Origin of the sequence: Rhizobium sp. AN5, from assembly GCF_900215255.1 — a bacterium.
GTDB lineage: Bacteria > Pseudomonadota > Alphaproteobacteria > Rhizobiales > Rhizobiaceae > Agrobacterium > Agrobacterium tumefaciens.
Genome location: NZ_OCMJ01000004.1, coordinates 22,710 through 47,768, shown reverse-complemented (window position 1 = coordinate 47,768; position 25,059 = coordinate 22,710). Strand labels below are relative to the sequence as shown.

The following is a 25,059-nucleotide window of genomic DNA, read 5'->3' as shown; positions in this document are numbered from 1 at the left end:
GGACCATCGGAGGAGACGAAATGGCAAAGGGTTACTGGATCGCGCGCGTCGATGTACGCGACAACGAGCGCTACAAGGACTACGTCTCGACAGCGAAGCCCGCTTTCGAGCGGTTCGGCGCCAACTTTCTCGCCCGCGGCGGTGCGTTGACCGAACTTGAGGGCAAGGCACGCGCACGCAACGTCATCATCGAGTTCCCTTCGGTGCAGCACGCGATCGATTGCTACAACTCGCCCGAATACCAGGCGGCGGCCAAAATCCGTCAGGAAGTCGCTGACGCGGAGATGATGATCGTCGAAGGAATTTGACGGTCGTCAACCGCATTTCCAAAACTAGTCCCGGGCGTTGCGACAACGTCTCTTCACGCGCGCACGGCTTTGGGCTAAGAGACTGAAAAACGCTTTATCGACAGCTTCTGAGGAGCCTCCCATGACCTTGGCCAACCTTCCACCCCTCGTCACCGTTTTCGGCGGTTCGGGTTTTGTCGGGCGGCATGTCGTGCGGATGCTCGCCAAGCGCGGTTATCGCATCCGCGTGGCCGTGCGCCGTCCCGATCTTGCCGGTTTCCTGCAGCCACTCGGTAATGTCGGCCAGATCTCGTTTGCCCAGGCGAACCTGCGGTATCGCGACTCCATCGTCAAAGCCGTCGAAGACGCCGACCACGTGGTCAATTGCGTTGGTATTCTGGCCGAAAGCGGCCGCAACACCTTTGACGCCGTGCAGGAATTCGGCGCGAAAGCCATTGCCGAGGCAGCCCGCAACGCCGGTGCAACGCTGACGCATATCTCCGCCATCGGTGCCGATGCCAATTCGCCGACCGGCTACGGCCGCACAAAGGGCCGCGCCGAGGCAGCAATCCATTCCGTTCTGCCCGGCGCCGTGATCCTGCGTCCTTCGATCATCTTTGGACCGGAAGACGATTTCTTCAATAAATTCGCCAAGATGGCCCGCAGCCTGCCGTTCCTGCCGCTGATCGGCGGCGGAAAAACCAAGTTCCAGCCGGTCTATGTCGAAGATGTAGCAGAAGCCGTTGCCCGCAGCGTGGATGGCAAGCTGAAGCCCGGCGCCATCTATGAACTGGGTGGCCAGGACGTCATGACGTTCCGCGACTGTCTTGAGGCGGTTCTTGCCGCAACCTACCGTCAGCGTCCTTTCGTCAACCTGCCTTTCGGCGTCGCCTCAATAATCGGCAAGATCGCGTCGCTGGTGCCGCTGATTACGCCGCCGCTGACTGTCGATCAGGTGACCATGCTGAAAAAGGATAATGTCGTTTCCGCTGACGCGGAAAAGAACGGCCTGACCCTGGAAGGCATCGGCATTACGCCCGTTCGCGTTGCTTCCGTCTTGCCGTCCTACATGGTGCACTATCGCCCGCACGGACAGTTCTCGAACGCCGGAAAAGCAGCATAAGCCTACCGTCGTGCATTAACGATCTGGACGAAAGCGGGAACCATTCCCGCTTTTTGTTTTTGCGCAATTCAATCGCAACCAAACCGCTATTGGTGCATTTTCCCCTCAACTGCAGGGGAGGTGCACTATCGACTGAAGCTGTTTTGAACAGCCGGGTAAAAGTTAACGGCCAAGTGGCCTCCACAGCCAAGCGTGGCACAAGCGCAACTGTGGAAAAGACTTCGCATTAACCCGGTATTCAGCAAGCCGCTTTATTGATAATGGCCACATTCCTAACATATCCAGAACCCTCACTTCACACACGGCGGCGTAATCCGCGCGAACGAACGTCTGAAAGGCAATAATAAAATGGGCAGATCTATCGCACTCTTTTTTGCGTGTGCGGCTTTGGTGGTTCTGGCGGGTTCTTTCATGGCGCCGGGCACGGTTGCAGCGGGCAAGAGCGGTTGCGCTCCCGCCTACGGTGTCGACCCTTGCGCAACGGCTTCGATCAGCACGAACTGATCAGCTTTCACAAGTCTCAAATAGAAAGCGCCTCCGGATTCTCCGGGGCGCTTTTTATTTTGTCCGTGTATTAAAAACGAACGGCTATTTTAAAGTTCGGCTCAACGGTAGAGCAGAAGTGCCACCAGACCCAGCGAGCCGATGATGATGCGCCACCAGGCAAAGGGTGCAAAACCGCGTCGCGAGACGAAGTCCAACAGCGAGCGCACGACGAACAGGCCGGAGACGAAAGCGGCGATGAAGCCCACGGCAATCAGCGCGCTGTCATCGAAGCTCAGGACATCGCGGTTCTTGTAGAGATCGAGCACAAACGCGCCGAGCATGGTCGGCATCGCCAGGAAAAACGAGAATTCGGCGGCGGAGCGCTTGTCCGTGCCCATCAACAGCGCACCGACAATGGTGGCGCCGGACCGGGAGGTGCCCGGAACCATCGCAAGGCACTGGAACAGACCGATCTTGAAGGCAAGCGACGGCGGATAATCCATGATATCGGTATATCTGGGCTTCAGCGGCATCCGGTCGACGGCCAGCAATATGATGCCGCCGATAACCAGCACGATACAGATGAGGATGGGCGTTTCGAACAGCACCGTCTTGATGAAATCATGCGCCAGAGCGCCGATCACCGCCGCCGGCAGGAAGGCGACAGCGACAGCCAGCACGAAGCGGCGCGCCTTGGCACTTGTCGGCATCGCCATGGCGATCGACACAAGCTTCTGAAAATAAACAAGAAGGATAGCAATGATCGCGCCGAGCTGGATGAGAACGGCAAAGGTGTTGCCCGGCGATTTGAAGCCGAGAAAATGCCCGGCCAGCAGCACATGCGCCGTTGAGGAAACGGGAATGAACTCCGTCAGACCCTCGATAATGCCCAGCAAAAGCGCGCTGATGATCGATTGGTCACCCATGAGGTATCCTTTTTTCAGGGGGAAGCGGGAAGGGAAAGCAATTGCGTTAAACTTGTTTTAAAGTAGCCAAGCTCTTATAGCGTCTTGATGAAGCGAAACTGAAAAAGTTTTCCGGCAATTGTCGATCATGACAACCAATCGTAAAAATTGAGTACCGATGCCAACTCTCTATCACTCTCCCATGTCGACCGCATCCCGGTTCGTTCGTCTGATCCTTTCGGAATACGGGTTCCAGACCGATCTCGTGGAGGAGCAGCCGTGGGAAAGAAGGCGGGAGTTTCTGGCGCTGAATCCGGCGGGCACCCTGCCGGTCTATCTCGATGACAATATGCGCTCTCTCAGCGGTCCCTACGTGCTCGCCGAGTTTCTCGACGAAACGCACGGGGTTTTGAAGCGTGACCGGCGATTGCTGGCGGAAGACCCGTTTCAGCGGGCGGAAATCCGCCGCTTGACGGAGTGGTTCCTGCAGAAGATGGAAAACGACGTGACCAGGCCGCTGGTGCGGGAACGGGTCTATAAATTGCAGATGACGGCCGCGCAGGGTGGTGGCCCCCCGGATTCCAAGCTTCTGCGCACCGCCCGCAATAATGTTCGTCAGCACATCAAATATCTGGAATGGCTGGCGGGTTCGCGGACGTGGCTGGCGGGCGACCGGTTGAGTTATGCCGATCTGGCCGCGGCCGCCTCTGTCTCGGTGCTGGATTATCTCGGCGAAATCAACTGGCTCGAAGCGCCCATTGCCAAGGAGTGGTATCAGCGACTGAAATCGCGCCCGTCATTCCGGCCTTTCCTCAGCGAGCGCATTCCGCGCCTTGCCCCCTCCTCCCACTACGCCGATCTGGATTTTTAAATCCCCGCTCCCGGTTATTTGCTGCGGCATACGCTAAGCGTATATATGTCGCAGAGTACGCAGGAGAAACGATCATCGACGTTGCCAGCGACAAGCAGCGGATACGCGCTCGCAAACTGACGGACTTCGTTCGTCAGGAGGCGCTTTCGCTCGGCTTCGATCTCTGTCGTATCACCGCGCCGGACAGCATTCCGCTGGCACCGGAACGGCTGAGGCAGTTTCTCGACAAGGGCTATCATGGCACGATGGCGTGGATGGAGGAGACCGAGGCCCGTCGCGCCGAGCCGAAAACGCTGTGGGGCGACGTGCGCTCCATCGTCATGTTCGGGCTGAATTACGGGCCTGAGGAAGATCCTCGCGGCGTTCTTTCCAAATCCGACAAGGCAGCCATTTCGGTCTATGCCCGCAACCGCGACTATCACGACGTCATAAAAGGTCGACTGAAAGAAATCGCCACCCGTTTTGCCGCGCGCGCCGGCGAGGACGTGAAGGTCTTCGTAGACACCGCGCCGGTGATGGAAAAACCGCTTGCCGCAGCCGCGGGTCTCGGCTGGCAGGGCAAACACACCAATCTGGTCAGCCGCACCCACGGTTCCTGGCTGTTTCTCGGCAGCATGTTCACCACCGCCGAGCTTTGTCTTGATGAGGCCGAGAAGGACCATTGCGGCTCCTGTCGCGCCTGTCTCGATGCCTGTCCGACGGCGGCCTTCCCCGCTCCCTACCAGCTGGACGCCCGCCGCTGCATCTCCTACCTCACCATTGAGCACAAAGGCGTCATCCCGCACGAGTTCCGGCCGATGATAGGCAACCGCATCTATGGCTGCGACGATTGCCTTGCCGCCTGTCCCTGGAACAAATTCGCGGCCAGCGCCTCCGAGATGAAGCTGCAGGCGCGCGAGGATTTGAAGGAACCTTCCATCGCCTTCCTGCTGACGCTGGACGACGCTGCCTTCCGCAGCTTCTTCAGCGGCTCACCGGTCAAGCGCATCGGGCGTAACCGCTTTATCCGCAACGTGCTGATAGCAGCTGGAAACTCGCGCGACCGGCAATTCGTGCAGCAATGCAAGTCTCTCGCCGAAAAAGACCCGGCACCGGAGGTGCGCGGCATGGCCGCATGGGCTTTGTCGCAGCTTATGGACAGCGAGGAATTCCGTGCATACTCTGCCGGCCGCGCCCCGGAGCCTGATCCGGAGGCGGAAATGGAATGGCAACTGGCAGAGGCGTGACCCATGCATGTGATGATTTTCGGCGCAGGATATTCGGGCAAGGCCATCGCAAACGCGCTGAAAACCGAAGCTGCAACGATATCGGGCACCACGCGCAGCACAGACAAGTTCGCAAGCCTTGCTGCAACTGGCATGACACCTTTCCTGTTCGACGGTGCCCATCTCAATGACGATCTCGTCGCCACAATGGCCAATGTCACGCATCTCGTGCAGTCCATCGCGCCGGGCAAGGATGGAGATCCACTGCTTGCGCTTTTGGGCGACGACCTGAAAAGGCTCCTGCCCAAGCTTGAATGGATCGCTTATCTTTCCACCGTTGGCGTCTATGGCGACCATGACGGCGCATGGGTGGATGAGGAAACCCCGTGCCGCCCGGTTTCCGCCCGGTCCGTGGAACGCGTTGCTGCCGAAGCCGCCTGGATCGCGGCTGCTGAAAAAGCGGGCGTGCCGCTTGCCATCTTGCGCCTTTCGGGAATTTACGGCCCCGGACGCAATAGTTTCATGAATTTTGAAAAGGGAACGGCGCGCAGGCTGGTGAAGAAAGACCAGGTGTTCAACCGCATTCGGGTTGAGGATATTGGTGCGGCCCACGCCTTTCTGGCGCGGAGAAATGAACGCGGCGTCTTCAATGTGACGGATGATGAACCCGCCCCGCCGCAGGATGTGGTGAGCTTCGCCGCCACGTTGATGGGCGTCGAGCCGCCTCCCGAACAGGCATTCGAGACCGCCGATCTGACGCCGATGGCACGCTCCTTCTACGGCGAGAACAAGCGTGTTTCCAACGCCAGGATACGTGGCCTCGGTTTCGATTTCAGCTTTCCGGAGTACAAAATCTCCCTGACACAATTGTGGGAAAGCGGCCTCTGGCGGGGCTGAAAATCCCCCAGTTAAAAGCGATGAAAAATCCTTCCAAACCCGTTTTTGAGGATGGTTTTCGTGGCTTTTCAGTCAATTAGGCTTTTATTAACCATGCAAAAATCGCTAAAATCGTAGCCATTAGAAAAATATTTCACTCACATTTCGTGAACTGGATTCACGAAGGCGTGACTTGTAACAGCATTTCCATTGAGCATTGATTCTGCGTCATTTTTTCCACTTTTCAACAATAAGGCACCGGCGACACCTTTCCGGCTAACGATCACGAATGTTACAGCCTGTAACACTTCGTGATTTGAGCTAAGCTTTTTTTCGCCATTTTTCCCTCGCCCTACAATCTCGCATTCAAACGCGTTCAGGCCAGACAATGGCCGTTTAGCAAGGGCACAATCAATCGGCGCGGGGCCGATTTTCAGGGAAGCACAGTTTGTTGAATATCCGTCGTATAACTTTCACCGTCGCAACTATAGCCGCCTGTTCCATCATTGCGCCTCTTCAGGCGAATGCGGCAAATGGTTGTGGAGGGGCATCGTGGTATGCGTTGAGCTCCAAGACTGCTTCGGGCGAGCGTATGAACGCCGCCAACATGACCGCCGCTCACCGCTCGCTGCGGTTCGGCACCAAGGTCAAGGTTACCAATGCCCGTAACGGCAAGGCCGTTGTGGTGCGCATCAATGACCGCGGTCCGTTCATCAAGGGTCGCGTTCTCGATCTTTCCAAGGCCGCTGCCAAAAACATCGGCATGATCAGTTCCGGCACCGCCAAGGTCTGCTACGAGATCGTCAGCGCCGATTGAGCCTTGCCCTTGCCGCCATTCGCGTCTACCAACCGGGCTAATCAGCAAAATGAGGTAGACAATGCGTTTGGGCGGGCGTTTGGCCGGAGCAATCGAAGTATTGGCGGATATTGAGGGACGCAGGCGTCCCGTTGCCGATGCTCTGAAGGACTGGGGACTTGCCCATCGTTTCGCAGGTTCGGGTGACAGGGCCGCGATCGGCAACATCGTCTATGACGCGCTGCGCATGAAACTGTCCCACGCCTGGCTGATGGATGACGACAGCGCCGCCTCGCTTGGTTATGCAGTTCTGCTGCGCCAATGGGGCAAGAGCTTTTCGGAACTTGCGGCAGAATTCGACGGCGACAAATTCGCCCCTGCCGCGCCTGATGAAGAAAAGCAGAAAGCCTTTCTCTCCCGTTCTCTCGCCGACGCACCAGCCCATATTCAGGGCGACATTCCCGAATGGGTTCAAGCATCCTTCGAGACGGCGTTCGGAGAGGGCTGGCTTGCCGAGGCGCAGGCGCTGAACCAGCGCCCGACACTTGATCTGCGGGCCAACACGCTGAAGGCCACTCGCGACAAGGTGCTGAAGGCGCTGGAAGAGAGCGGTGCGGAAGCAACGCATATCGCCCGTCAGGGTGTCCGCATCCCCGCCGGCGAAGGCCCTTCCCGCCTGCCGAATGTGACTGCCGAATTGTCCTTCCAGAAAGGCTGGTTCGAAGTTCAGGACGAGGGATCGCAGATCGTTGCCGATCTTGCCGGCGCGCATGAAGGCGAACAGATCCTCGATTATTGCGCTGGTGGCGGCGGCAAGACGCTGGCCATGGCCGCCAGCATGAACAACAAGGGTCAGGTTCACGCCTTCGACGCCGATCGCAAGCGGCTCGCGCCGATCATCGAGCGGCTGAAACGAGCCGGCACGCGCAATGTGCAGGTTCATGACCGCGCAGCCGGACTTGTCCCGTTTCATGAAAAATTCGATCGCGTTCTGGTGGACGCCCCCTGCACCGGCACCGGAACATGGCGCCGGCGGCCTGACACCAAATGGCGGCTGACCACACGCAATCTGGAAGAACGGGTACAGCAGCAGGGCGAGGCCCTTTCGCAGGCCAAGGGTTTTGTGCGCCCCGGCGGTGAGCTGCTTTATGTCACCTGCTCGGTTCTGCCCGAGGAAAACGAGCAGCAGGTCACGCGCTTCTGCGAAGAAAATCCGCAATTCTATATCGGTTCGGCACTGGAACGCTGGCAGACGACTTTTGGCGGCAATGCAAACAAACCGCATTCCTCTGACGGCAAGACAGTGACGCTGACGCCTGCAACTACAGATACGGATGGTTTCTTCTTCTGCGTGATGAAACGCAAAGCCTGAAACAGGTTTTGCACGCGCTGATTTTACTTCGAAAAATACCGAGTAGCTTGTTTCAAAGCATTCTAAACTAGAATATTTGACACAAGTTTGCGATTGGGTCAGAACTCGCTTTCCGCGGCGTGAAGTTATTTCACGCCTGCCCAAGGAGAGGGATCATGATCCGCAAAACCATTCTCAGCGCGTCTTTCGCGCTTCTGGCCGCATCCGCGACCTTCACCGCACTTCCCGCCCGCGCTGCGACCGACGCCGCCGCTGTCGTCAAACATTACGCCGACGTCGCGCATGCGAAATACGAGGATTCGCTGACCACGGCCAAGGCGCTGGACAAGGCAATCGACGCGCTGATCGCAACGCCGAGCGAAGGAACGCTGAAAGCTGCACGTGCAGCGTGGATCAAGGCGCGCGTTCCCTACCAGCAATCGGAAGTCTATCGTTTCGGCAACCCTGTCGTCGACGCCTGGGAAGGCAAGGTAAACGCCTGGCCGCTGGATGAAGGCCTGATCGACTATGTCGACGGTTCCTACGGCACCGAGAGCGACGAGAACGAGCTTTACGTCGCAAACATCATCGCCAATCCGAAGATCAAGATCAGCGGCGAAGATGTCGATACCTCGAAGATCACCCCCGAACTGATCGAAAGCCTGCACGAGGCGGGCGATGTCGAAGCCAATGTGACGACCGGTTACCACGCCATCGAATTCCTGCTCTGGGGCCAGGACCTGAACGGCACCGGACCTGGTGCGGGCAACCGCCCCTATACCGACTACGACAAGAAGAGTTGCACGAACGGCAATTGCGACCGCCGCGCCGATTACCTGAAGTCCGCCTCCACCCTGCTGATCAAGGATCTTCAGGAAATGGTGGACGCCTGGGCGCCGGAAGGAGAAGCCACCAAGACAGTGGAAGCCGACCCGAAAGCCGGCCTGACCGCCATTCTCACCGGCATGGGCTCTCTTTCCTATGGCGAGCTGGCAGGCGAGCGCATGAAGCTCGGCCTACTGCTGCACGATCCGGAAGAGGAGCATGATTGCTTCTCTGACAATACCTATAATTCGCATCTTAACGACGCCATCGGCATCGCATCTGCCTATACCGGCGAATATACCCGTGTGGATGGAACGAAGATGACCGGCGCCTCGCTGTCGGAGCTGGTAGGCGCCAAGGACAAGGCGCTGAACGACGAGATGACGGCGAAGCTGAACAAGACGCTCGACGCCATGCATGCCATGGAAAAGCGCGCCCAGACCGTCGAGGCCTACGACCAGATGATCGGCGAAGGCAACAAGGAAGGCAACGCCGTGGTTCAGACGGCCATCGACGGCCTTCTCGACCAGACGAAAACCGTCGAACGCGTGATTGCGGCACTCGATCTCGGCAAGATCGAACTTGAAGGTTCCGCCAGCCTCGATAATCCGAACGCCGTCTTCAAATAAGAACCAATGCGGGCCGCAGATCGCTGCGGCCCGCCATTCCCATGCTTTCCATGAAGTCATCGCTGCCGCGGATCCGCAAGCCGTTCTTCTTCGCCGGGGCAGCCTGCCTTGTGGCATCGATGGTGCTTGCCGCGCCGCTTCGAGACGATCTGACGGAAAAAGACCGAAGCCGCGTTCAGGCTGTCACCGCGCCGACGATCGATTTTACCAGGCCGGAGCCCTTCGAGACCATGTCCGGCGGGGCAACGACCAGCACCAATAAAGCCGATAGCGGCGCGTTTTCGCATCCATCCGCAACAATGCCGTTCGAGCGAAAACAGGATTTCAAGCTCGGAAATGCGCTGTTCCAGAAGCTCTGGGTGTCTTCCCCCTCCTCCACGCAAGCCTCGGACGGGTTGGGACCACTCTATAACGCCCGATCCTGCCAGGCGTGCCATGTGAAGGACGGCAGAGGCCGACCGCCACTTGCCGGCGAAGATGCCGTCTCCCTGTTTCTGCGGCTGGCGCGGCCTGCCCGCAACGAGGCGGAACGGGCAGCGATTGCGCGCCACGAGATGTTGAATTTTCCCGACGAGACCTATGGCCGGCAGCTTCAGAACCTTGCCATTCCCGGCCTCGCCGCAGAGGGCAAACCTGTCGTCACCTATATCGAAAAGCCCGTGCGGCTGGCCGACGGCGAGGTGGTGATGCTGCGCAAGCCAGACTATGCCGTGGCAGGCCTGCACTATGGCCCCCTGGGCGTCGATACGACTTTGTCGGCGCGGATTGCCATGCCAACCCTTGGGCTTGGGCTGATCGAGGCCATTGCCGAGGCCGATATTCTGGCCAGCGCCGATCCGGATGACAAAAATGGCGACGGCATTTCCGGGCGCCCTGCTTTTGTACGGGATCACCGGACCGGCGAAGTGAAGCTCGGCCGATTTGGCTGGAAAGCCCAGAACGCCAGCGTCCGCGACCAGAGCGCCAGCGCGTTCTCCCACGATATCGGCATTTCCACGCCGGATGCACAAAACGCCTATGGCGATTGCACAGACGTTCAGAAAGACTGTCTTGCCATGCCGACCGGCGTGCAGCCACGGCTTGGGCCAGTGGAAGCGCCGGACCCCATTCTCGATCTCGTGACCTTTTACACCGAAAACCTTGCAGTGCCGCAGCGCCGCGATGTGGGTGATCCCACCGTTTTGCAGGGAAAGCAGCTTTTCTACGCATCCGGCTGCGCATCCTGCCATACACCGAAATTCGTCACCCGCCGTGACGCTGCCGACCCCATTCAGTCTTTCCAGCTGATCTGGCCCTATTCGGATTTTCTGCTGCACGACATGGGAGAGGAGCTTGCCGACGGCCAGCAGGTGGGCGAAGCAAGCGGGCAGGAATGGCGAAGCCAGCCGCTCTGGGGTATCGGTCTGACGCAAAGCGTGAATGGCAACGGCTTTTACCTGCATGACGGGCGGGCGCGCAGCCTGACAGAAGCGATATTATGGCACGGCGGCGAAGCGCAAAAAGCGCGCGATGCCTTTGCCGCCTTGCAAAAATCCGACCGGCAGGCTTTGCTGGCTTTTCTGGAGTCCCTTTGATGAAAAATGCCATGCGAAAAATACCCGGTCTCATCTCCGTGCTGCTGTTTTTGGGCATGCAGCCCGCAATGGCGCAGGATGTGGAGCTGATGCCGCCGCCACCGCTCGACCCCGTACAGGTGCGGGGCGTGATGGAAAAAGCGGTGAACGGTTTCATCCGTCCCGGCTATGACCACTTCCGGCAATCGGCAGAGAAGCTGGAAGGCAGCATGAAGGCTTTCTGCGCCTCCCCTTCCAAAACGACGGACGAGGCGGCCAAAGCGGCCTTTGCCGATACGGTCTCCAGCTGGTCAACCATCGAGATCGTTCGGGTCGGTCCGGTGATCGAGCACAACCGCTTCGAACGTGTGCTCTATTACCCAGACAAGAAGGGTCTTGGCCTGAAACAGGTACAGCGTTACCTTGCGGAAAAGGACGAAAGCGTCACCAGCGCCGAGAGCCTGAAGGGCAAGAGTGTCGCAGCGCAAGGCCTCGGCGCGCTGGAATTCGTGCTCTATGGCACCGGTGCGGATGACCTGTTCGACAAGAAGGGCGATTTCCGTTGCCGTTATGGCGCGGCGATTGCCGGCAACGTTGCCAATGTGGCGGCGGAGCTTTCCGACAGCTGGAACGCACCTGACGGCGCGCAGAAAAACTGGACGCAGCCCGGCGCGGATAATCCCGTCTTTCGCGATGAGCGTGAGGCGCTGGTTGCCCTGCTTGGCATTCTCGTGCACGGCGCCGAAGCAATCCGCGACCAGCGCATAGAGACTTTCTACAAAGGGCCGGACAAGGCGAAGTTTCCCCGCACGGCGATCTACTGGCGGTCCGGCCTTACGTGGAAAAGCATTGCCGCAAACATCAAGGCCGTTCAGACCCTCCTGCACACGGCCGATATGGTCGAACTCGTGCCATCCGACCAGCGCTCCATCGTCAACTCCATCGATTTCATCGCCAAATCGATGATCCGCATTGCCGGAACGATTGATACCAACGTGGAACAGGCGCTGGACGACGATCAGCAACGCGCCAAGGTGGATTACCTGCTGCTGAACGGCAAAGACCTGATCTACCGCCTCAACGACCAGTATGGCGGAGCAATCGGTCTCAGCTCCGGCTTTTCCTTCGCCGACGGAGACTGAGGCGGTGATATCAGGCAAAAAGCCGACGTTGATAGACCGGCGCAGCTTCATCAAGGCGGCGGGCATTCCGTTCCTTGCGACGCTCGCTCCCGGCTCGCTGCATGCGCTTGAACGCGCGGACGCTGTCTTCGCTTCCGCCTTTCGCGCCCATGACGGTTCCTACGGCATTGCGACTGTGAGCGAACGCGGCGAGATCATCGACCGTGTTGCGCTTCCAGCCCGCGCCCATGGAATGGCAACGAGCCATGCGACCGGCATGACAGTGGCCTTTGCGCGCCGGCCCGGCACCTTCTTCATGGCCTTTGACCCCGCGCGGCGCCGCGAACCTGTCGTGATGCACACGCCGGCAAATCGCCACTTCTACGGCCACGGACAATTTTCCCCCGACGGTGCGATCCTCTACGCCAGCGAAAACGACTTCGATGGCAATCGCGGTGTTATCGGGCTTTACGATGCCCGCGACGGATTTGTCCGCATCGGTGAATACGACGCCCACGGCATTGGCACCCATGACATGACCGTGAGCGATGATGGCAGGCTGATCGTGATCGCAAATGGCGGCATCGAGACCCACCCGGATTTCGGCCGAACCAAACTCAATGTCGACAGAATGCAGCCGTCGCTCGTGCTTCTGGACGCCGCCAGCGGCCAGTTGATCCAGAAACATGCCATGCCAGACCAGTTGCGACAGCTTTCCACCCGCCATGTCGATCTCGGCGATGACGGGCGTGTCTGGTTTGCCTGCCAATATGAGGGACCGCGCAACGATCTTCCGCCGCTTGTTGGCCATTTCTCGAAGGGCGAGGACCTTGCCTTCGTCGATCTACCAGAGCCAACGACGGTGCGCCTTGCCAATTATGTCGGTGCCATCGCCGTCAACCGACGCGATGGCCTGGTGGGCCTGACCTCACCCAATGGCAACGCGGCCGTGACGCTGGATGCGAAAACCGGGCGTGTTGTATCCGAGACGACCGTACGGGAGGCTGCGGGCGTTGCCCCCGCCACAAAGGGCATTGCGGTTTCTTCCTATGACGGATTTTTCGAGGCTATTCGCAGCGACGTGGCGTGGGACCAGCATATCGTGCGTATTTCAGGCTAAAATACTGAAAATGCACCGGAACAAAAAAGACCAAAAAGCATTTGAGGCGTCATGAAAAACCTGTCCGTGTATATCATTTTCGTGGTTGTGGTTGTTGCGCTGGGTGCGCTCATCGGCATCAACAACGTGCCGGGCGAATGGTACCAGTCGCTTCAGAAGCCGCCCTTCAACCCGCCCAACTGGATATTCGGCCCCGTTTGGACAACGCTCTACGTGATGATCGGCATTGCAGGCGCGCGAACTTGGATCGTGAGACCAGCGGGCACGCGCATGCGTCTCTGGTTCACGCAGCTGGTGCTGAATTTCCTGTGGTCGCCCATCTTTTTCGGCATGCAAAGCCCGACGGGCGCGTTGGTCATCATCGTGCCGATGCTGATCTGCATTCTGGCTTTCATTGCGCTCACCTACAGTCGCGACCGCATCTCCATGTGGCTTTTCGTGCCCTACGCACTTTGGGTCGCCTTTGCCACGCTGCTGAATGCCAGCATCGCCGTGCTGAACTAATTGCTCCTGCGGCACTTGCCTTGCCCGCCGCCACACGCCATGTCAGTTTGCGGTGAGGACAAAAGCAGGCAGGTAAGCCAATGGAGATCACGGATCCCGGCGATTTTCGTCAGCGGATAGAAAGAAGCTTTGCGCGGCAGGGTGTGGTGCAGGCAATCGGTGCGCAGATAAGCCGCATCGAACACCGTCTGGTGGAAATCGAGCTGCCCTTTCATGAAAAGCTGACACAGCAGCACGGCATATTGCATGCCGGTGTCATTGCCGCAGGCCTGGATACCGCCTGCACCTATGCCGCCTATACGATCATAGAGCCGGAAGCCTCGCTGCTGACAATCGAGTTCAAGGTCAACCTCATGTCGCCCGGGCGCGGCGAGCGGTTCCTGTTTCGTGGCGAAATCATCAAGCCGGGCAACAACCTGATCGTGGCCGATGGCCGCGCTTACGCCCTTTCCGACGGGCCTGCGAAGCTGATCGCCTCCATGACAGGCACGATGATGGTGGTGAAGGGCCGCGAGGATATTACCGGATGAGCTACCGGCTTTTGCATGTTGCAGACAAATCCATACTTTTCGTCATGGCGGCTTCCGCCGAATACGGCCCCCACCTGCAGGCGCGCATCGCGCCCTTGATGACCGGCGTCGGCCCGGTCGAGGCAGCGATTTCGGTCACGGCAATTCTTGCCGGGCTCGATGCGGCGGACCATCTGCCTGACCTTGTCGTTTCGCTCGGCTCCGCCGGCTCGCGGACGCTCGACCAGACGGGCATCTATCAGGCGATTTCTGTTGCCTACCGCGACATGGATGCCTCAGCCTTCGGTTTTGAAAAGGGCCGCACGCCGTTTCTCGATCTGCCGGCCGAGGTGGCCTTGTCCCTGCGCATACCCGATATTGCCGAGGCGCGGCTTTCCACGGGCGCCAACGTCGTCTCTGGTGCCGCTTATGGGTCGATCGATGCCGATATGGTGGAAATGGAAACCTATGCCGTGCTCCGGGCCTGCCAGCGCTTCGGCGTGCCGCTCATCGGCCTGTGCGGTATTTCCGACGGCAGGGAAGATGTGAACCATGTGGACGACTGGACGGAATACCTGCATATCATCGATGAAAAGCTCGCAGACGCCGTCGACAGGCTTTGCCACGCCATCGAAGACGGTGCGATCACCCTTTGAACCTCGCGATTTTCGCAAATTTCCGGCGTTTGACGCCCGCTTCCGGGTTGCCTAAAGCCGCCATTTTCTTTAAAGGCTCGCCATGACCCAGATAGCCCATCCCGACAGCATTCTCATCATCGATTTCGGCAGCCAGGTGACGCAGCTGATTGCGCGCCGCATCCGCGAAGCCGGGGTCTATTGCGAAATCCACCCGTTTCAGAATGCCGCAGAGGCGTTTGAGAAGCTCCAGCCCAAGGGCGTGATCTTCTCCGGCGGCCCCGCATCTGTCACGGCGGAAGGCAGCCCGCGCGCTCCGCAGGCGGTGTTCGACAGCAAGGTTCCGATCCTCGGCATCTGCTACGGCCAGCAGACGCTCTGCACCCAGCTCGGCGGCGTTGTCGAGGGCGGTCACGCGGCGGAATTCGGGCGCGCCGATATCGACATCAAAAAGGCAAGCCCTCTGTTCGACGGTTTCTGGGAACAGGGCAAGAGCTATCCCGTATGGATGAGCCACGGCGACCGCGTGACGAAACTGCCGGAAGGTTTCGAGGTTATCGCAACCTCCGAGAACGCACCCTTCGCCATCGCTGCCGACGAGACACGCCACTATTACACCACCATGTTCCACCCGGAAGTGGTGCATACGCCAGATGGCGGCAAGCTGCTCTCCAACTTCGTGCACAAGATCGTTGGTCTCAAATCCGATTGGACGATGGCAGCCTATCGTGCCGAGATGATCCGCAAGATCCGCGATCAGGTCGGCGCCGGGCGCGTGCTCTGCGCTCTCTCCGGCGGCGTCGATTCCTCGGTTGCGGCGATCCTCATCCATGAGGCGATCGGTGACCAGCTAACCTGCGTTTACGTTGATCACGGCCTGATGCGGCTTGGCGAAAGCGAGCAGGTCGTCGGCATGTTCCGCGACCATTACAATATTCCGCTGGTGCATGTGGATGCCGCAGACATGTTCCTGGGCCAGCTTTCGGGCGTCTCCGACCCGGAAGTGAAGCGCAAGACCATCGGCCGTTTGTTCATCGAGGTCTTCGAGGCGGAAGCTGCCAAGATCGCAGCAGACGGCAAGGGTGCTCCGAATTTCCTGGCGCAGGGCACGCTTTACCCTGACGTCATCGAGAGCGTTTCCTTCTCAGGCGGTCCTTCCGTCACCATCAAGAGCCACCACAATGTCGGCGGCCTTCCCGAGCGCATGAACATGCAGCTGGTGGAGCCTCTGCGCGAACTCTTCAAGGACGAGGTGCGTGCGCTTGGCCGTGAACTCGGCCTGCCGGAAAGCTTCATCGGCCGCCATCCCTTCCCCGGCCCGGGTCTGGCGATCCGCTGCCCCGGTGCGATCACCCGCGAGAAGCTCGATATTCTGCGCAAGGCAGATGCGATCTATCTCGACGAAATCCGCAAGGCGGGTCTTTACGATACCATCTGGCAGGCCTTCGCAGTGCTCCTGCCGGTGCAGACCGTGGGCGTCATGGGTGACTACCGCACCTATGACTTCGTCTGTGCGCTCCGCGCCGTGACCTCCGTGGATGGCATGACGGCGGATTTCTACCCCTACGACATGAATTTCCTCGGCCGTGCCGCGACCCGCATCATCAACGAAGTCCGCGGCATCAACCGTGTCGTCTATGACGTGACGAGCAAGCCGCCCGGCACGATCGAGTGGGAATAAACGAAGGCGGAGTAATTCCGCCTTTTGTTCCTCTTTTGTTCTTTATTTTATCACCGCGCAATGATAGGTTTCCGGCCTTGGTATAAGGCTGTGGAGCATCGTCATGGAGTGCGAGTTGGCGGACGAAAGAGCCTTAAGGCAGCTTTGTTTTGATGGGCTGGAGCCGCAGAAAATACGACGCATCAATCCGCGCTTTCGAAACAAGCTCCTGCTACTGCTGAAGCCACCACGGCAATTGGCGGAAAGAATTTTTGTCGATGCGTCGCATCATGCCATGGGTCGGACAACCCGCGAGGCATATCCCGCCGAGCTTCTGCACATAACCCTGCTGTGTTTGGGATGTTTCGAGACAATCCCTCACGGACTGACAAGCAGGCTGAAGGCGGCAATGGGTGCGGTAAGCGCGCGGCCTGTTCCAGTCACCCTGGACGGAAGCGCGCTTTTCGGCAATCGCAACAGTCTGGTACTGCGAAACGGTGGTGATCTGCCGGAGATCAACGCTCTGGTGAAGCTGCTGCAGCGAGCGCTTCGACAGGCGAACCTTCCCTATATCGCGGCACCATCTTTCACGCCGCATATCACGATGATTTATGGCTGCGGGAAGATAGAGCCGATGCCGGCGGGAAAACCCTATAGCTGGCTTGCGGGTAATTTCGAGCTTGTTTTCAGCCATAATGGCGAAACGCGACATGAGTCCCTAGGACGCTTCGCACTCTCCGCAAAAGCAGATCGTTATGAGCCGCTCGAAAGCCAGCTGCATTTACCGGATAAACTGATCGGTCCGAGAAAACGGCCGAACCGAAAGCAGGCGGAACGCTAAGGCCCGCCAACATATACGCACGAGCGAGGCGATGTCGCCTCGCCGCAAACGATAATCAGCTTAGAGCTGAACCTTGTCGAAAGCCTTGCCGTCGATGCCAAGCGCTTCGAGGTCGGCGCGGGCCGGCTTGCGATGCGCGCGAACAGCGGCCGAAACCGAAAGTGCGGCACCGAGAACGGCGAAAGTTTCGCCAAAGAAGTTACGCGATGTCTTTGCAACCTGACGCATTTTTCTCTCCATCTTTGATGCCCAGATAATGGGCATTTTTGGCCTCTGCTACAACTCATGATGTAGCAGGGAAGCCATGCAGCTTTGCTCGCGCTCGTTTGGATGTCAGACACTGCATTTTTGCATGGCTTGAATCCCGTGCTGCAGGCTGCGGGTTGAATACGGCGCATTATTTGTTATGCCGGAAGTTCAAGACAAAGGGGCACGCAACATGACGGTCACCATTTACGGCATCAAGAACTGCGACACGATGAAAAAGGCCAGAAGCTGGCTGGAAGCCAACGGTGTCGACTATTCTTTCCATGACTACAAGACGGCCGGTATCGACCAGGCCCATCTCGAAACATGGTGCGATGCCGCGGGCTGGGAAACGGTTCTGAACCGGGCTGGGACCACCTTCAAAAAACTGGACGACAGCCAGAAAGCCGATCTTACCCGCGAAAAGGCCATTGGCCTGATGCTGGAGCAGCCCTCCATGATCAAGCGACCGGTGCTGGAGGCCAAGGAGACGATATCCGTCGGCTTCAAGCCGGAAACCTATCAGTCCCTCTTTGCGTGAGCGCACGCCGCCATGTCCAAGACAACCCGCGCTACACAGATGCTGACCCAGGCCGGTGTGAACTTCACCACAGTCACCTATGACTACGACCCGAATGCCGACCGGATCGGCCTGCAGGCGGCCGAAGCTATCGGCGAGCCGCCACATCTGGTTCTTAAAACACTGATGGCTGAGCTGGATGGCAAGCCGGTCTGCGTCGTCGTCCCATCCGACCGGGAAGTTAGCATGAAGAAGCTTGCCGCCGCCTTCGGGGGCAAATCCGCAAGCATGATGAAGCCCGCCGATGCAGAGCGGGCAACCGGTTATCATGTGGGCGGCATCAGCCCTTTTGGACAGAAGAAACAGGTTCCGACCGCCATAGAGGCTGAGGCCATGACACATTCCTATGTCTACATGAATGGCGGCCAGCGCGGTTTGCAGGTGAGGCTTTCCCCCGGCGACGCGCAGGCAGCGCTGAAAGCCGTTGTCGCACCTTTGGTGGCCGATTGACGTCTGGACACAGCTTTGAAAGCATTTGGCTTTCGAAGCGAATGGGCTATGGTCGGCGCCTCCGATTGAAATATACGAAGGCAGATCATGACTGTTTCCCCCATCGATCCCGTCAAACTCGAGAAACTGGCTGAAGTCGCCATTAAGGTCGGCCTGCAATTGCAGAAGGATCAGGATCTGGTGATCACCGCTCCGCTGGCGGCGTTGCCGCTGGTGCGGTTTTTGACCAAACACGCCTATCTTGCCGGCGGCGGGCTGGTCACCACCTTCTATTCCGACGAAGAAACCACGCTTTCCCGCTACCGCCACGCCAGCGACGCCAATTTCGACCGGGCTTCCGGCTGGCTCTATGACGGCATGGCCAAGGCCTATGCCAATGGCGCGGCGCGGCTTGCGATTGCCGGCGACAACCCCATGCTGCTGGCCGAACAGGATCCCGCCAAGGTGGCGCGCGCCAACAAGGCCAATTCCACAGCCTATAAGCCGGCGCTTGAGAAGATTTCCAACTTCGATATCAACTGGAACATCATCTCCTATCCAAACCCGTCCTGGGCAAAACAGGTCTTTCCCGGTGTGACGGAAGACGAAGCGGTCCGCAAGCTTGCGGACGCCATCTTCGCCGCCTCGCGGGTGGATCTTGCCGATCCGGTTGCGGCATGGGCGGAGCATAACGCCAATCTCGCCAAGCGTTCGGCATGGCTGAACGGTGAACATTTCTCGTCGCTGCATTTCACCGGTCCCGGCACGGACGTGAAAATCGGCTTGGCGGACGGCCACGAATGGCATGGGGGCGCCTCCACCGCCAAGAACGGTGTCACCTGCAACCCGAACATTCCGACGGAAGAAGTGTTCACCACACCGCATGCGCTGCGCGTGGACGGTTACGTGTCCAGCACCAAGCCGCTTTCACATCAGGGAACGCTGATCGACGATATCCAGGTGAAGTTCGAAGGCGGCCGCATCGTGGAAGCCAAGGCTTCGAAGGGCGAAGCCGTGCTGAACAAGGTGCTCGATACAGACGAGGGTGCGCGGCGTCTGGGTGAAGTGGCGCTGGTGCCGCATTCCTCGCCGATTTCGGCAAGTGGCATCCTGTTCTACAACACGCTGTTCGACGAAAACGCCTCCTGCCACATTGCGCTCGGCCAATGCTATTCGAAATGCTTCGTTGATGGTGCTTCGCTGTCGCAGGATCAGATCAAGGCGCAGGGCGGCAATTCGAGCCTGATCCACATCGACTGGATGATCGGTTCCGACAAGGTGGATATCGATGGCGTGAAGCCGGATGGCTCCACGGTTCCGTTGATGCGCAAGGGCGAATGGGCCTGATAAAGAGCTATTTCGGCACCTGGCTCCGCTGACTGAGCCAGATGCTGAAAAGCACCGCAACGAACCCGACGATTTGCACTGGCGTGAGGCTTTGGCCGAGCGCCAGCCAGCCAAGCAGGGTCGCAACGACGGGGCTTAGGAAACCGAGCGAGGCCGCAGCCGAGGGTTCGATGCGGGTGAGACCCCGAAACCACAGAAAATAGGTCAAGGCGGCACCAATAATGCCGAGATAGGCCATGCCGAGAATATTGGCCGCGGTCGGTGCAGGCAGGGCCGGTTCCAGGAAATATGCGACCGGCAGAAGTAGAATGCCTCCAGCCGTCAATTGCCAGGCCGTAAAGGTGAGATTTGACACCGGCGGTCGCCATTTGCGGGTGAGCACGGTTCCAAAGGCCATTGATACGGCGCCTGCAAGACCCGCAGCCACGCCGACGGCATCCAGCGCGGCAGCACCCGGCGCCAAAACCAGAAGTGCGACGCCGACAATACCCAGAAGACCAGCGACAATGGCCAGCGGCCGGACCGGCGCGGCGAGAAACAGCCGCGAAAGGCCGATGACGATCAGGGGTTGGACCGCACCCACAGTCGCGGCTACACCACCCGGCAGCCGGTAAGCCGAAACGAAAAGCATCGCCCAGAAAAACGAGAAATTCAGCGCACCTAGAATAAGGCTGCGTGGCCACCAGATGCCCTCCGGTAGTTTTCTGACCAGAAGCAACAGCAATACGCCGGCCGGCAAGGCGCGCAGCATCGCAACATGGAATGGATATCCATGCGGCAGGAATTCGGTGGTGACGAAGTAGGTCGTTCCCCAGATGGCGGGGGCAAGTGCGGTCACCAGCACATCGGCGGCATAGGTGGTATTTTTCTTCATTTCAAGAATCTCTACATCAAGATAAACACAACTTAGTCAATTTTATCTTGACGTCAAGATATCATTTGTTATGCCTTGAAGATGAACAAAGAACCGCTCGATCACGTCGATCACATTCTGGCGCAATGGCGCAAGGAGAGGCCCGATCTCGATGTCGCGCCAATGGGGCTGCTTGGGCGCTTGAAACGGCTAACCACGCATCTCGGTCGCGAGGTGGAGGCGGTGCTGCTGAAACACGGCCTCTCCTCTTCCGCTTTTGATGTGCTGGCGACATTGCGGCGCGCGGGCGCGCCCTACCGGCTTTCGCCCGGTGATCTGCTGGCCATGACAATGGTAAGCTCCGGCACAATGACCAACCGGATCGACCAGCTGGAAAAAGCGGGTCTGGTGGAGCGCATCCACAACCCGCAGGATCGTCGCAGCGTGTTGATATCATTGACAGAGCGGGGATTTGTCATTGTCGAGGACGCGGTCAGCGCCCATGTCGAGAACCAGCAACGGCTGGTCGCACAGCTCAGCGAAGAAGAGCGTACGGCGCTGAACAAGCTTGTGAAGCGGTTCCTCCAGGGGTTTGAAGCTTAGGTTTTCCACAACGCGGACAGGAACCAGCAATCGCGCAGGTGATGGCGCTTGTTTCGGCGATAAAAATCCTATAAGCAATTTTCCATAAACCTGTCCTACAGGTTGGAGGAAAGATTGTATAAGCCCATTTCGCATGAAACCGACCTTGTCAGCGGCGCGATTGGCGCAATCACGCGCCACATTCGCGAAAACGAACTTGCCCCGGGGGCGAAGCTGCCGAGCGAGCTTTCGCTCTCTCAGCAGCTCGGTGTCTCGCGCACCGTCGTCCGCGAGGCTTTCCGATCCCTGTCGGCCATGCGGCTGATCGATGTCAGCGTCGGCAAGCGCGCTACGGTGGCGACGCTGGATCATGGCGCGATGTCGCTGATGTTCGAACATGGCATTCATACCGAGCAGATCAACATCCAGCAGATTTACGACGTGCGCCGCACCATCGAAGTCAGAACCGTGACGTTGGCGGCGCTCCGGCGAACGGATGCGGAGGCGCTCACCATTCTCGACCACGCCAACAATATGGAGCGGGACTTCGGCAATAGTGACAAGGTCATGGAACACGACCTTGCCTTTCACCTTGCCGTTGCCAGAGCCTCCAAGAACCCGGTTTTCGAACTCATTCTCGGCGCCTTTCAGAATGTGACGCGCCAGACATGGCCGATCGGCTGGAAGAGCCGCAAATCCGACGCGCAGCGTCATGCCGCGACTGAACTTCATATCGCCATCGGACAGGCCATCGCCGCGGGCGACCCGCAAACGGCCTCAACACTGATGGCACGGCACTTCGATGAAAGCGTGCATGCGCTTCTGGCCGCCGGCATCGCCTGATTTTTCAAACGCAGTTCCAGATCGAAAACTGCCTGCCTCTGGAGGAGACACTTCATGAAAATTACGAAACTCGAAACCGTCCGCGTGGCGGAACGGGCAAACCTGCTCTGGGTTCTGGTCCACACGGATGAGGGCATTACCGGACTTGGTGAAACCTTCTACGGCGCCGAGACGGTTGAAACCTATGTGCACGAATATATCGCACCCCGTGTGATCGGCCGCGATCCGCTGCAGATCGACCTTCTGGCACAGGACCTCGTCGGTTATCTCGGCTTCCGTTCATCGGGTGCGGAAGTACGCGGCAATTCGGCCTTCGATATCGCGCTTTGGGATATTTTCGGCAAGGCAACCAACCAGCCTATTGCGCAATTGCTCGGCGGCTTCAGCCGCAGGGAAATCCGCACCTACAATACCTGCGCGGGCACTGAATATATCAAGAAGGCGACCGGCCAGCAGACGGCCAATTACGGCCTGTCCGGCGGCAAGGATTATGACGATCTGAACGGCTTCCTGCACCGGGCGGACGAGCTTGCCCATTCGCTTCTGGAAGACGGCATCACGGCCATGAAGATCTGGCCTTTCGATGCGGCGGCGGAAAAGACGCGCGGGCAATATATCTCGATGCCGGACCTGAAAAGCGCACTCGAGCCTTTCGAGAAAATCCGCAAGGCAGTCGGCGACAAGATGGATATCATGGTGGAGTTTCACTCCATGTGGCAGCTTCTGCCCGCCATGCAGATTGCCAAGGCGCTCACCCCTTACCAGACCTTCTGGCACGAAGATCCGATCAAGATGGACAGCCTTTCCAGCCTGACGCGTTATGCCGCCGTTTCACCCGCGCCGATTTCCGCATCGGAGACGCTCGGCTCGCGCTGGGCTTTCCGAGATCTCCTGGAAACTGGCGCTGCCGGCGTGGTGATGCTTGACATCAGCTGGTGTGGTGGACTTTCCGAAGCGCGCAAGATCGCTTCCATGGCTGAAGCCTGGCATCTGCCGGTCGCGCCGCATGATTGCACCGGCCCGGTGGTGCTCTGCGCCTCCACGCATCTGTCGCTCAACGCACCGAATGCGCTGGTTCAGGAAAGCGTGCGTGCTTTCTACAAGACGTGGTACCGCGATCTCGTTACCGCATTGCCGGAGGTGAAAAACGGCATGATCACCGTGCCGCCGGGTGCCGGCCTTGGCATGGAGCTGCATCCCGACATTGAAAAGACCTTCACTGTCAGCCGCCGTTTTTCAGATGCGGCGTCGATCTGATCAGAACAGACTGCCCTGATTTCCCGGGTCGGAAGAGGCCGGTTTCACCGGCTTCTTTTTGGGAGCGGCAGGCGTTGGAACATCAGATGATGGAGTAGCCTCGCCTGTCGTCAGGGCGGCCACGCGGCCGTCGGCGAACTCCATCGACACCACTGCACCGGACACGATGGCGGCAGCGCGGGTCAGCGGCCGGTTCTCCTCGTCGCGGATGACAGCATAACCGCGGTTCAACACATTCTTGTAGGACAGCGACTGCAGGATGCGGTCATGGGCAGCAAGGCCCGAACGGTTCTGCACCATGCGGTGAAGCACGGCGGTATCAGCACGTCGCGTTGCGGTGACGACCCGTTCCTTCTGCCGCTCCAACTGGCCGAGCAGGCGAGCGGGTAGCGAACGCAGCGCGGAATCGGTCGAGGAAATTCTCGACTGCGCCTGCAACAGGCGGCGCTCCACAAGCGCCTCGGCCCTCTGCATGCGTTCCTTAACACGCTGGCGATGCTGCCGCAGGCCATTCAGCAGGATTTCCGGCCTCAGACCCGAAGCAGAGCGTTCGAACGCGCGGCGCTTGTTCAGCGTCGTCATCTCAAGCCCGCGACCCAAACCGCTTGCGGCCTCGTCGAAACGACGGCGCGGCAGAGCCAGAAGCTGGTCAAGCGATGGCAGTGCACGCACCAGCGCACGCACGCCCTGTCGGCGATTGTCCATTTGGCGTGATACCGAGCCGGAAAGGCGCGCTGCAAGGCCGGAGAGCTGCGCCTCCAGTTCCGCACGCACCGGCACGGCCATTTCGGCGGCACCCGTCGGTGTGGGCGCGCGCACGTCGGCGGCGTAGTCGATCAGGGTCGTATCCGTCTCATGCCCCACGGCGGAAATCAGCGGGATTTCGCTCTCGGCAGCGGCGCGCACGACGATTTCGTCGTTGAAGCTCCAGAGATCTTCCAGACTGCCGCCGCCACGGGCGACGATCAGCACGTCGGGGCGTGCAATCTCACCGCCGGGCTGAAGCGCATTGAAACCGCGAATGGCGTTCGCCACTTCCTCACCCGAGCCCTCGCCCTGCACCTTGACCGGCCAGACGACGACATGGACCGGAAAGCGATCCGAAATGCGGTGGAGAATATCGCGAATGACTGCGCCCGTGGGCGATGTGACAACGCCGATGACACGCGGCATGAACGGCAGGCGGCGTTTGCGTTCCGCATCGAACAGCCCTTCCGCCGCCAGACGTCGGCGGCGGTCCTCCAGCAAAGCCATCAGCGCGCCCGCGCCGGCCGGTTCGAGGCTTTCTATGACGATCTGATATTTCGAGGAGCCGGGAAAGGTGGTGACCTTGCCGGTGGCGATGACCTCCATGCCTTCTTCCGGGCGGAACTTCAGCCGCGAGAAAGTACCCTTCCAGATAACCGCATCGATGCGGGCGCGATCGTCCTTCAGGGAGAAGTAGGCGTGACCCGAAGAATGCGGACCCCGGTAGCCGGAAATCTCGCCGCGCACCCTCACCTGATCGAAAGCCGTCTCCACCGTTCGCTTGATGGAACCCGACAGTTCGGAAACCGAGAACTCGGCAAGATTGCTCAATGCGGCATTGGAGAAAATATCGCTCATGCCCGTTTGTAACCAAAACC

General features: G+C 59.1%; 26 protein-coding genes. 22 read left to right on the top strand and 4 right to left on the bottom strand.

The genetic code is table 11. The features are described from left to right. Positions 1-20: 20 nt before the first annotated feature. Both CRP02_RS12490 and CRP02_RS12485 read left to right on the top strand, forming a co-directional pair. Positions 21-308 carry a DUF1330 domain-containing protein gene (locus CRP02_RS12490; RefSeq protein WP_003514697.1) on the top strand — a complete coding sequence of 96 codons (288 nt, stop codon included), beginning with the start codon at positions 21-23 and terminating at the stop codon, positions 306-308. Positions 309-429: 121 nt separating this feature from the next. Beyond that, complete coding sequence (locus tag CRP02_RS12485; RefSeq protein WP_097171376.1) at positions 430-1,410, top strand: complex I NDUFA9 subunit family protein; 981 nt, start codon at positions 430-432, stop codon at positions 1,408-1,410. A gap of 605 nt (positions 1,411-2,015) precedes the next feature. On the opposite strand, the gene CRP02_RS12470 is transcribed toward CRP02_RS12485, so the two are convergent. Continuing rightward, on the bottom strand, positions 2,016-2,822 hold the full coding sequence (locus tag CRP02_RS12470; RefSeq protein ID WP_097171375.1) for an undecaprenyl-diphosphate phosphatase: 807 nt from the start codon (positions 2,820-2,822) through the stop codon (positions 2,016-2,018). Between the two features lie 157 nt (positions 2,823-2,979). Between CRP02_RS12470 and CRP02_RS12465 the strand changes: the two genes are divergently transcribed. The 14 genes from CRP02_RS12465 to CRP02_RS12400 all read left to right on the top strand — a co-directional run bounded on the left by CRP02_RS12465 (position 2,980) and on the right by CRP02_RS12400 (position 17,297). After that, on the top strand, positions 2,980-3,672 hold the full coding sequence (locus CRP02_RS12465; RefSeq protein WP_003514689.1) for a glutathione S-transferase family protein: 693 nt from the start codon (positions 2,980-2,982) through the stop codon (positions 3,670-3,672). 71 nt (positions 3,673-3,743) lie between these two features. After that, the gene (queG, locus tag CRP02_RS12460; RefSeq protein WP_179784146.1) at positions 3,744-4,898 is read left to right on the top strand and encodes a tRNA epoxyqueuosine(34) reductase QueG; all 1,155 of its coding nucleotides are present in this window, start codon (positions 3,744-3,746) and stop codon (positions 4,896-4,898) included. A gap of 3 nt (positions 4,899-4,901) precedes the next feature. After that, positions 4,902-5,774, top strand: coding sequence for an SDR family oxidoreductase (locus CRP02_RS12455; protein WP_097171374.1), 873 nt, complete (start codon positions 4,902-4,904; stop codon positions 5,772-5,774). Positions 5,775-6,201: 427 nt separating this feature from the next. Next, positions 6,202-6,570 carry a septal ring lytic transglycosylase RlpA family protein gene (locus tag CRP02_RS12450; RefSeq protein ID WP_097171373.1) on the top strand — a complete coding sequence of 123 codons (369 nt, stop codon included), beginning with the start codon at positions 6,202-6,204 and terminating at the stop codon, positions 6,568-6,570. A 61-nt stretch (positions 6,571-6,631) separates the two neighbouring features. Next, positions 6,632-7,921, top strand: coding sequence for an RsmB/NOP family class I SAM-dependent RNA methyltransferase (locus CRP02_RS12445; protein WP_025592218.1), 1,290 nt, complete (start codon positions 6,632-6,634; stop codon positions 7,919-7,921). Between the two features lie 155 nt (positions 7,922-8,076). Further along, complete coding sequence (locus CRP02_RS12440; RefSeq protein WP_097171372.1) at positions 8,077-9,354, top strand: imelysin family protein; 1,278 nt, start codon at positions 8,077-8,079, stop codon at positions 9,352-9,354. Between the two features lie 41 nt (positions 9,355-9,395). After that, on the top strand, positions 9,396-10,928 hold the full coding sequence (locus CRP02_RS12435) for a di-heme oxidoredictase family protein (protein WP_097171371.1): 1,533 nt from the start codon (positions 9,396-9,398) through the stop codon (positions 10,926-10,928). Next, on the top strand, positions 10,928-12,049 hold the full coding sequence (locus tag CRP02_RS12430) for an imelysin family protein (RefSeq protein ID WP_097171370.1): 1,122 nt from the start codon (positions 10,928-10,930) through the stop codon (positions 12,047-12,049). Before CRP02_RS12435 ends, CRP02_RS12430 begins: the two co-directional genes overlap by 1 nt. Positions 12,050-12,053: 4 nt before the next feature. Beyond that, positions 12,054-13,148: a DUF1513 domain-containing protein gene (locus tag CRP02_RS12425; protein WP_097172750.1), complete on the top strand. Its 1,095-nt coding sequence runs from the start codon at positions 12,054-12,056 to the stop codon at positions 13,146-13,148. Positions 13,149-13,199: 51 nt separating this feature from the next. Further along, positions 13,200-13,652: a TspO/MBR family protein gene (locus CRP02_RS12420; protein WP_003514671.1), complete on the top strand. Its 453-nt coding sequence runs from the start codon at positions 13,200-13,202 to the stop codon at positions 13,650-13,652. An 80-nt stretch (positions 13,653-13,732) separates the two neighbouring features. Further along, positions 13,733-14,182, top strand: coding sequence for a PaaI family thioesterase (locus tag CRP02_RS12415; protein WP_003514669.1), 450 nt, complete (start codon positions 13,733-13,735; stop codon positions 14,180-14,182). Then, on the top strand, positions 14,179-14,817 hold the full coding sequence (locus CRP02_RS12410; RefSeq protein ID WP_097171369.1) for a 5'-methylthioadenosine/S-adenosylhomocysteine nucleosidase: 639 nt from the start codon (positions 14,179-14,181) through the stop codon (positions 14,815-14,817). Before CRP02_RS12415 ends, CRP02_RS12410 begins: the two co-directional genes overlap by 4 nt. A gap of 82 nt (positions 14,818-14,899) precedes the next feature. Further along, positions 14,900-16,477, top strand: coding sequence for a glutamine-hydrolyzing GMP synthase (gene guaA, locus CRP02_RS12405; RefSeq protein ID WP_097171368.1), 1,578 nt, complete (start codon positions 14,900-14,902; stop codon positions 16,475-16,477). A gap of 103 nt (positions 16,478-16,580) precedes the next feature. Next, the gene (locus CRP02_RS12400; protein WP_097101207.1) at positions 16,581-17,297 is read left to right on the top strand and encodes a 2'-5' RNA ligase family protein; all 717 of its coding nucleotides are present in this window, start codon (positions 16,581-16,583) and stop codon (positions 17,295-17,297) included. Between the two features lie 60 nt (positions 17,298-17,357). On the opposite strand, the gene CRP02_RS27515 is transcribed toward CRP02_RS12400, so the two are convergent. Further along, positions 17,358-17,525, bottom strand: coding sequence for a hypothetical protein (locus CRP02_RS27515; RefSeq protein WP_003503889.1), 168 nt, complete (start codon positions 17,523-17,525; stop codon positions 17,358-17,360). A 211-nt stretch (positions 17,526-17,736) separates the two neighbouring features. On the opposite strand from CRP02_RS27515, the gene CRP02_RS12390 reads away from it, so the two are divergent. From CRP02_RS12390 to CRP02_RS12380, 3 genes are all read left to right on the top strand, one after another. Continuing rightward, on the top strand, positions 17,737-18,084 hold the full coding sequence (locus CRP02_RS12390) for an ArsC family reductase (protein ID WP_097172749.1): 348 nt from the start codon (positions 17,737-17,739) through the stop codon (positions 18,082-18,084). A 12-nt stretch (positions 18,085-18,096) separates the two neighbouring features. After that, positions 18,097-18,573: a Cys-tRNA(Pro) deacylase gene (gene ybaK / locus CRP02_RS12385; protein WP_097171366.1), complete on the top strand. Its 477-nt coding sequence runs from the start codon at positions 18,097-18,099 to the stop codon at positions 18,571-18,573. A gap of 87 nt (positions 18,574-18,660) precedes the next feature. Next, on the top strand, positions 18,661-19,899 hold the full coding sequence (locus CRP02_RS12380; RefSeq protein ID WP_097171365.1) for an aminopeptidase: 1,239 nt from the start codon (positions 18,661-18,663) through the stop codon (positions 19,897-19,899). A 7-nt stretch (positions 19,900-19,906) separates the two neighbouring features. Here CRP02_RS12380 and CRP02_RS12375 read toward each other — a convergent pair whose 3' ends face one another. Then, positions 19,907-20,773, bottom strand: coding sequence for an EamA family transporter (locus CRP02_RS12375; RefSeq protein WP_097171364.1), 867 nt, complete (start codon positions 20,771-20,773; stop codon positions 19,907-19,909). A gap of 81 nt (positions 20,774-20,854) precedes the next feature. On the opposite strand from CRP02_RS12375, the gene CRP02_RS12370 reads away from it, so the two are divergent. From CRP02_RS12370 to CRP02_RS12360, 3 genes are all read left to right on the top strand, one after another. Continuing rightward, the gene (locus CRP02_RS12370; RefSeq protein ID WP_097171363.1) at positions 20,855-21,355 is read left to right on the top strand and encodes a MarR family winged helix-turn-helix transcriptional regulator; all 501 of its coding nucleotides are present in this window, start codon (positions 20,855-20,857) and stop codon (positions 21,353-21,355) included. 114 nt (positions 21,356-21,469) lie between these two features. Further along, positions 21,470-22,177 carry a FadR/GntR family transcriptional regulator gene (locus tag CRP02_RS12365; protein WP_097171362.1) on the top strand — a complete coding sequence of 236 codons (708 nt, stop codon included), beginning with the start codon at positions 21,470-21,472 and terminating at the stop codon, positions 22,175-22,177. A gap of 54 nt (positions 22,178-22,231) precedes the next feature. Continuing rightward, positions 22,232-23,434: a mandelate racemase/muconate lactonizing enzyme family protein gene (locus CRP02_RS12360; protein ID WP_003514648.1), complete on the top strand. Its 1,203-nt coding sequence runs from the start codon at positions 22,232-22,234 to the stop codon at positions 23,432-23,434. Here CRP02_RS12360 and xseA read toward each other — a convergent pair whose 3' ends face one another. Then, positions 23,435-25,039, bottom strand: coding sequence for an exodeoxyribonuclease VII large subunit (gene xseA, locus CRP02_RS12355; RefSeq protein ID WP_097171361.1), 1,605 nt, complete (start codon positions 25,037-25,039; stop codon positions 23,435-23,437). Positions 25,040-25,059: the final 20 nt, after the last annotated feature.

Excerpts from the sequence above, each read along its gene's own strand:
- CRP02_RS12435 (WP_097171371.1), top strand. The coding sequence starts at position 9,396 with ATGCTTTCCATGAAGTCATCGCTGCCGCGGATCCGCAAGCCGTTCTTC.
- CRP02_RS12455 (WP_097171374.1), top strand. The coding sequence starts at position 4,902 with ATGCATGTGATGATTTTCGGCGCAGGATATTCGGGCAAGGCCATCGCA.
- CRP02_RS12390 (WP_097172749.1), top strand. The coding sequence starts at position 17,737 with ATGACGGTCACCATTTACGGCATCAAGAACTGCGACACGATGAAAAAG.
- CRP02_RS12490 (WP_003514697.1), top strand. The coding sequence starts at position 21 with ATGGCAAAGGGTTACTGGATCGCGCGCGTCGATGTACGCGACAACGAG.
- CRP02_RS12470 (WP_097171375.1), bottom strand. The coding sequence starts at position 2,822 with ATGGGTGACCAATCGATCATCAGCGCGCTTTTGCTGGGCATTATCGAG.
- CRP02_RS12360 (WP_003514648.1), top strand. The coding sequence starts at position 22,232 with ATGAAAATTACGAAACTCGAAACCGTCCGCGTGGCGGAACGGGCAAAC.
- xseA (WP_097171361.1), bottom strand. The coding sequence starts at position 25,039 with ATGAGCGATATTTTCTCCAATGCCGCATTGAGCAATCTTGCCGAGTTC.
- CRP02_RS12400 (WP_097101207.1), top strand. The coding sequence starts at position 16,581 with ATGGAGTGCGAGTTGGCGGACGAAAGAGCCTTAAGGCAGCTTTGTTTT.
- CRP02_RS12465 (WP_003514689.1), top strand. The coding sequence starts at position 2,980 with ATGCCAACTCTCTATCACTCTCCCATGTCGACCGCATCCCGGTTCGTT.
- CRP02_RS12370 (WP_097171363.1), top strand. The coding sequence starts at position 20,855 with ATGAACAAAGAACCGCTCGATCACGTCGATCACATTCTGGCGCAATGG.
- CRP02_RS12410 (WP_097171369.1), top strand. The coding sequence starts at position 14,179 with ATGAGCTACCGGCTTTTGCATGTTGCAGACAAATCCATACTTTTCGTC.
- CRP02_RS12420 (WP_003514671.1), top strand. The coding sequence starts at position 13,200 with ATGAAAAACCTGTCCGTGTATATCATTTTCGTGGTTGTGGTTGTTGCG.
- CRP02_RS12485 (WP_097171376.1), top strand. The coding sequence starts at position 430 with ATGACCTTGGCCAACCTTCCACCCCTCGTCACCGTTTTCGGCGGTTCG.
- ybaK (WP_097171366.1), top strand. The coding sequence starts at position 18,097 with ATGTCCAAGACAACCCGCGCTACACAGATGCTGACCCAGGCCGGTGTG.
- CRP02_RS27515 (WP_003503889.1), bottom strand. The coding sequence starts at position 17,525 with ATGCGTCAGGTTGCAAAGACATCGCGTAACTTCTTTGGCGAAACTTTC.
- CRP02_RS12375 (WP_097171364.1), bottom strand. The coding sequence starts at position 20,773 with ATGAAGAAAAATACCACCTATGCCGCCGATGTGCTGGTGACCGCACTT.
- CRP02_RS12430 (WP_097171370.1), top strand. The coding sequence starts at position 10,928 with ATGAAAAATGCCATGCGAAAAATACCCGGTCTCATCTCCGTGCTGCTG.
- CRP02_RS12380 (WP_097171365.1), top strand. The coding sequence starts at position 18,661 with ATGACTGTTTCCCCCATCGATCCCGTCAAACTCGAGAAACTGGCTGAA.
- CRP02_RS12440 (WP_097171372.1), top strand. The coding sequence starts at position 8,077 with ATGATCCGCAAAACCATTCTCAGCGCGTCTTTCGCGCTTCTGGCCGCA.
- CRP02_RS12445 (WP_025592218.1), top strand. The coding sequence starts at position 6,632 with ATGCGTTTGGGCGGGCGTTTGGCCGGAGCAATCGAAGTATTGGCGGAT.
- guaA (WP_097171368.1), top strand. The coding sequence starts at position 14,900 with ATGACCCAGATAGCCCATCCCGACAGCATTCTCATCATCGATTTCGGC.
- CRP02_RS12415 (WP_003514669.1), top strand. The coding sequence starts at position 13,733 with ATGGAGATCACGGATCCCGGCGATTTTCGTCAGCGGATAGAAAGAAGC.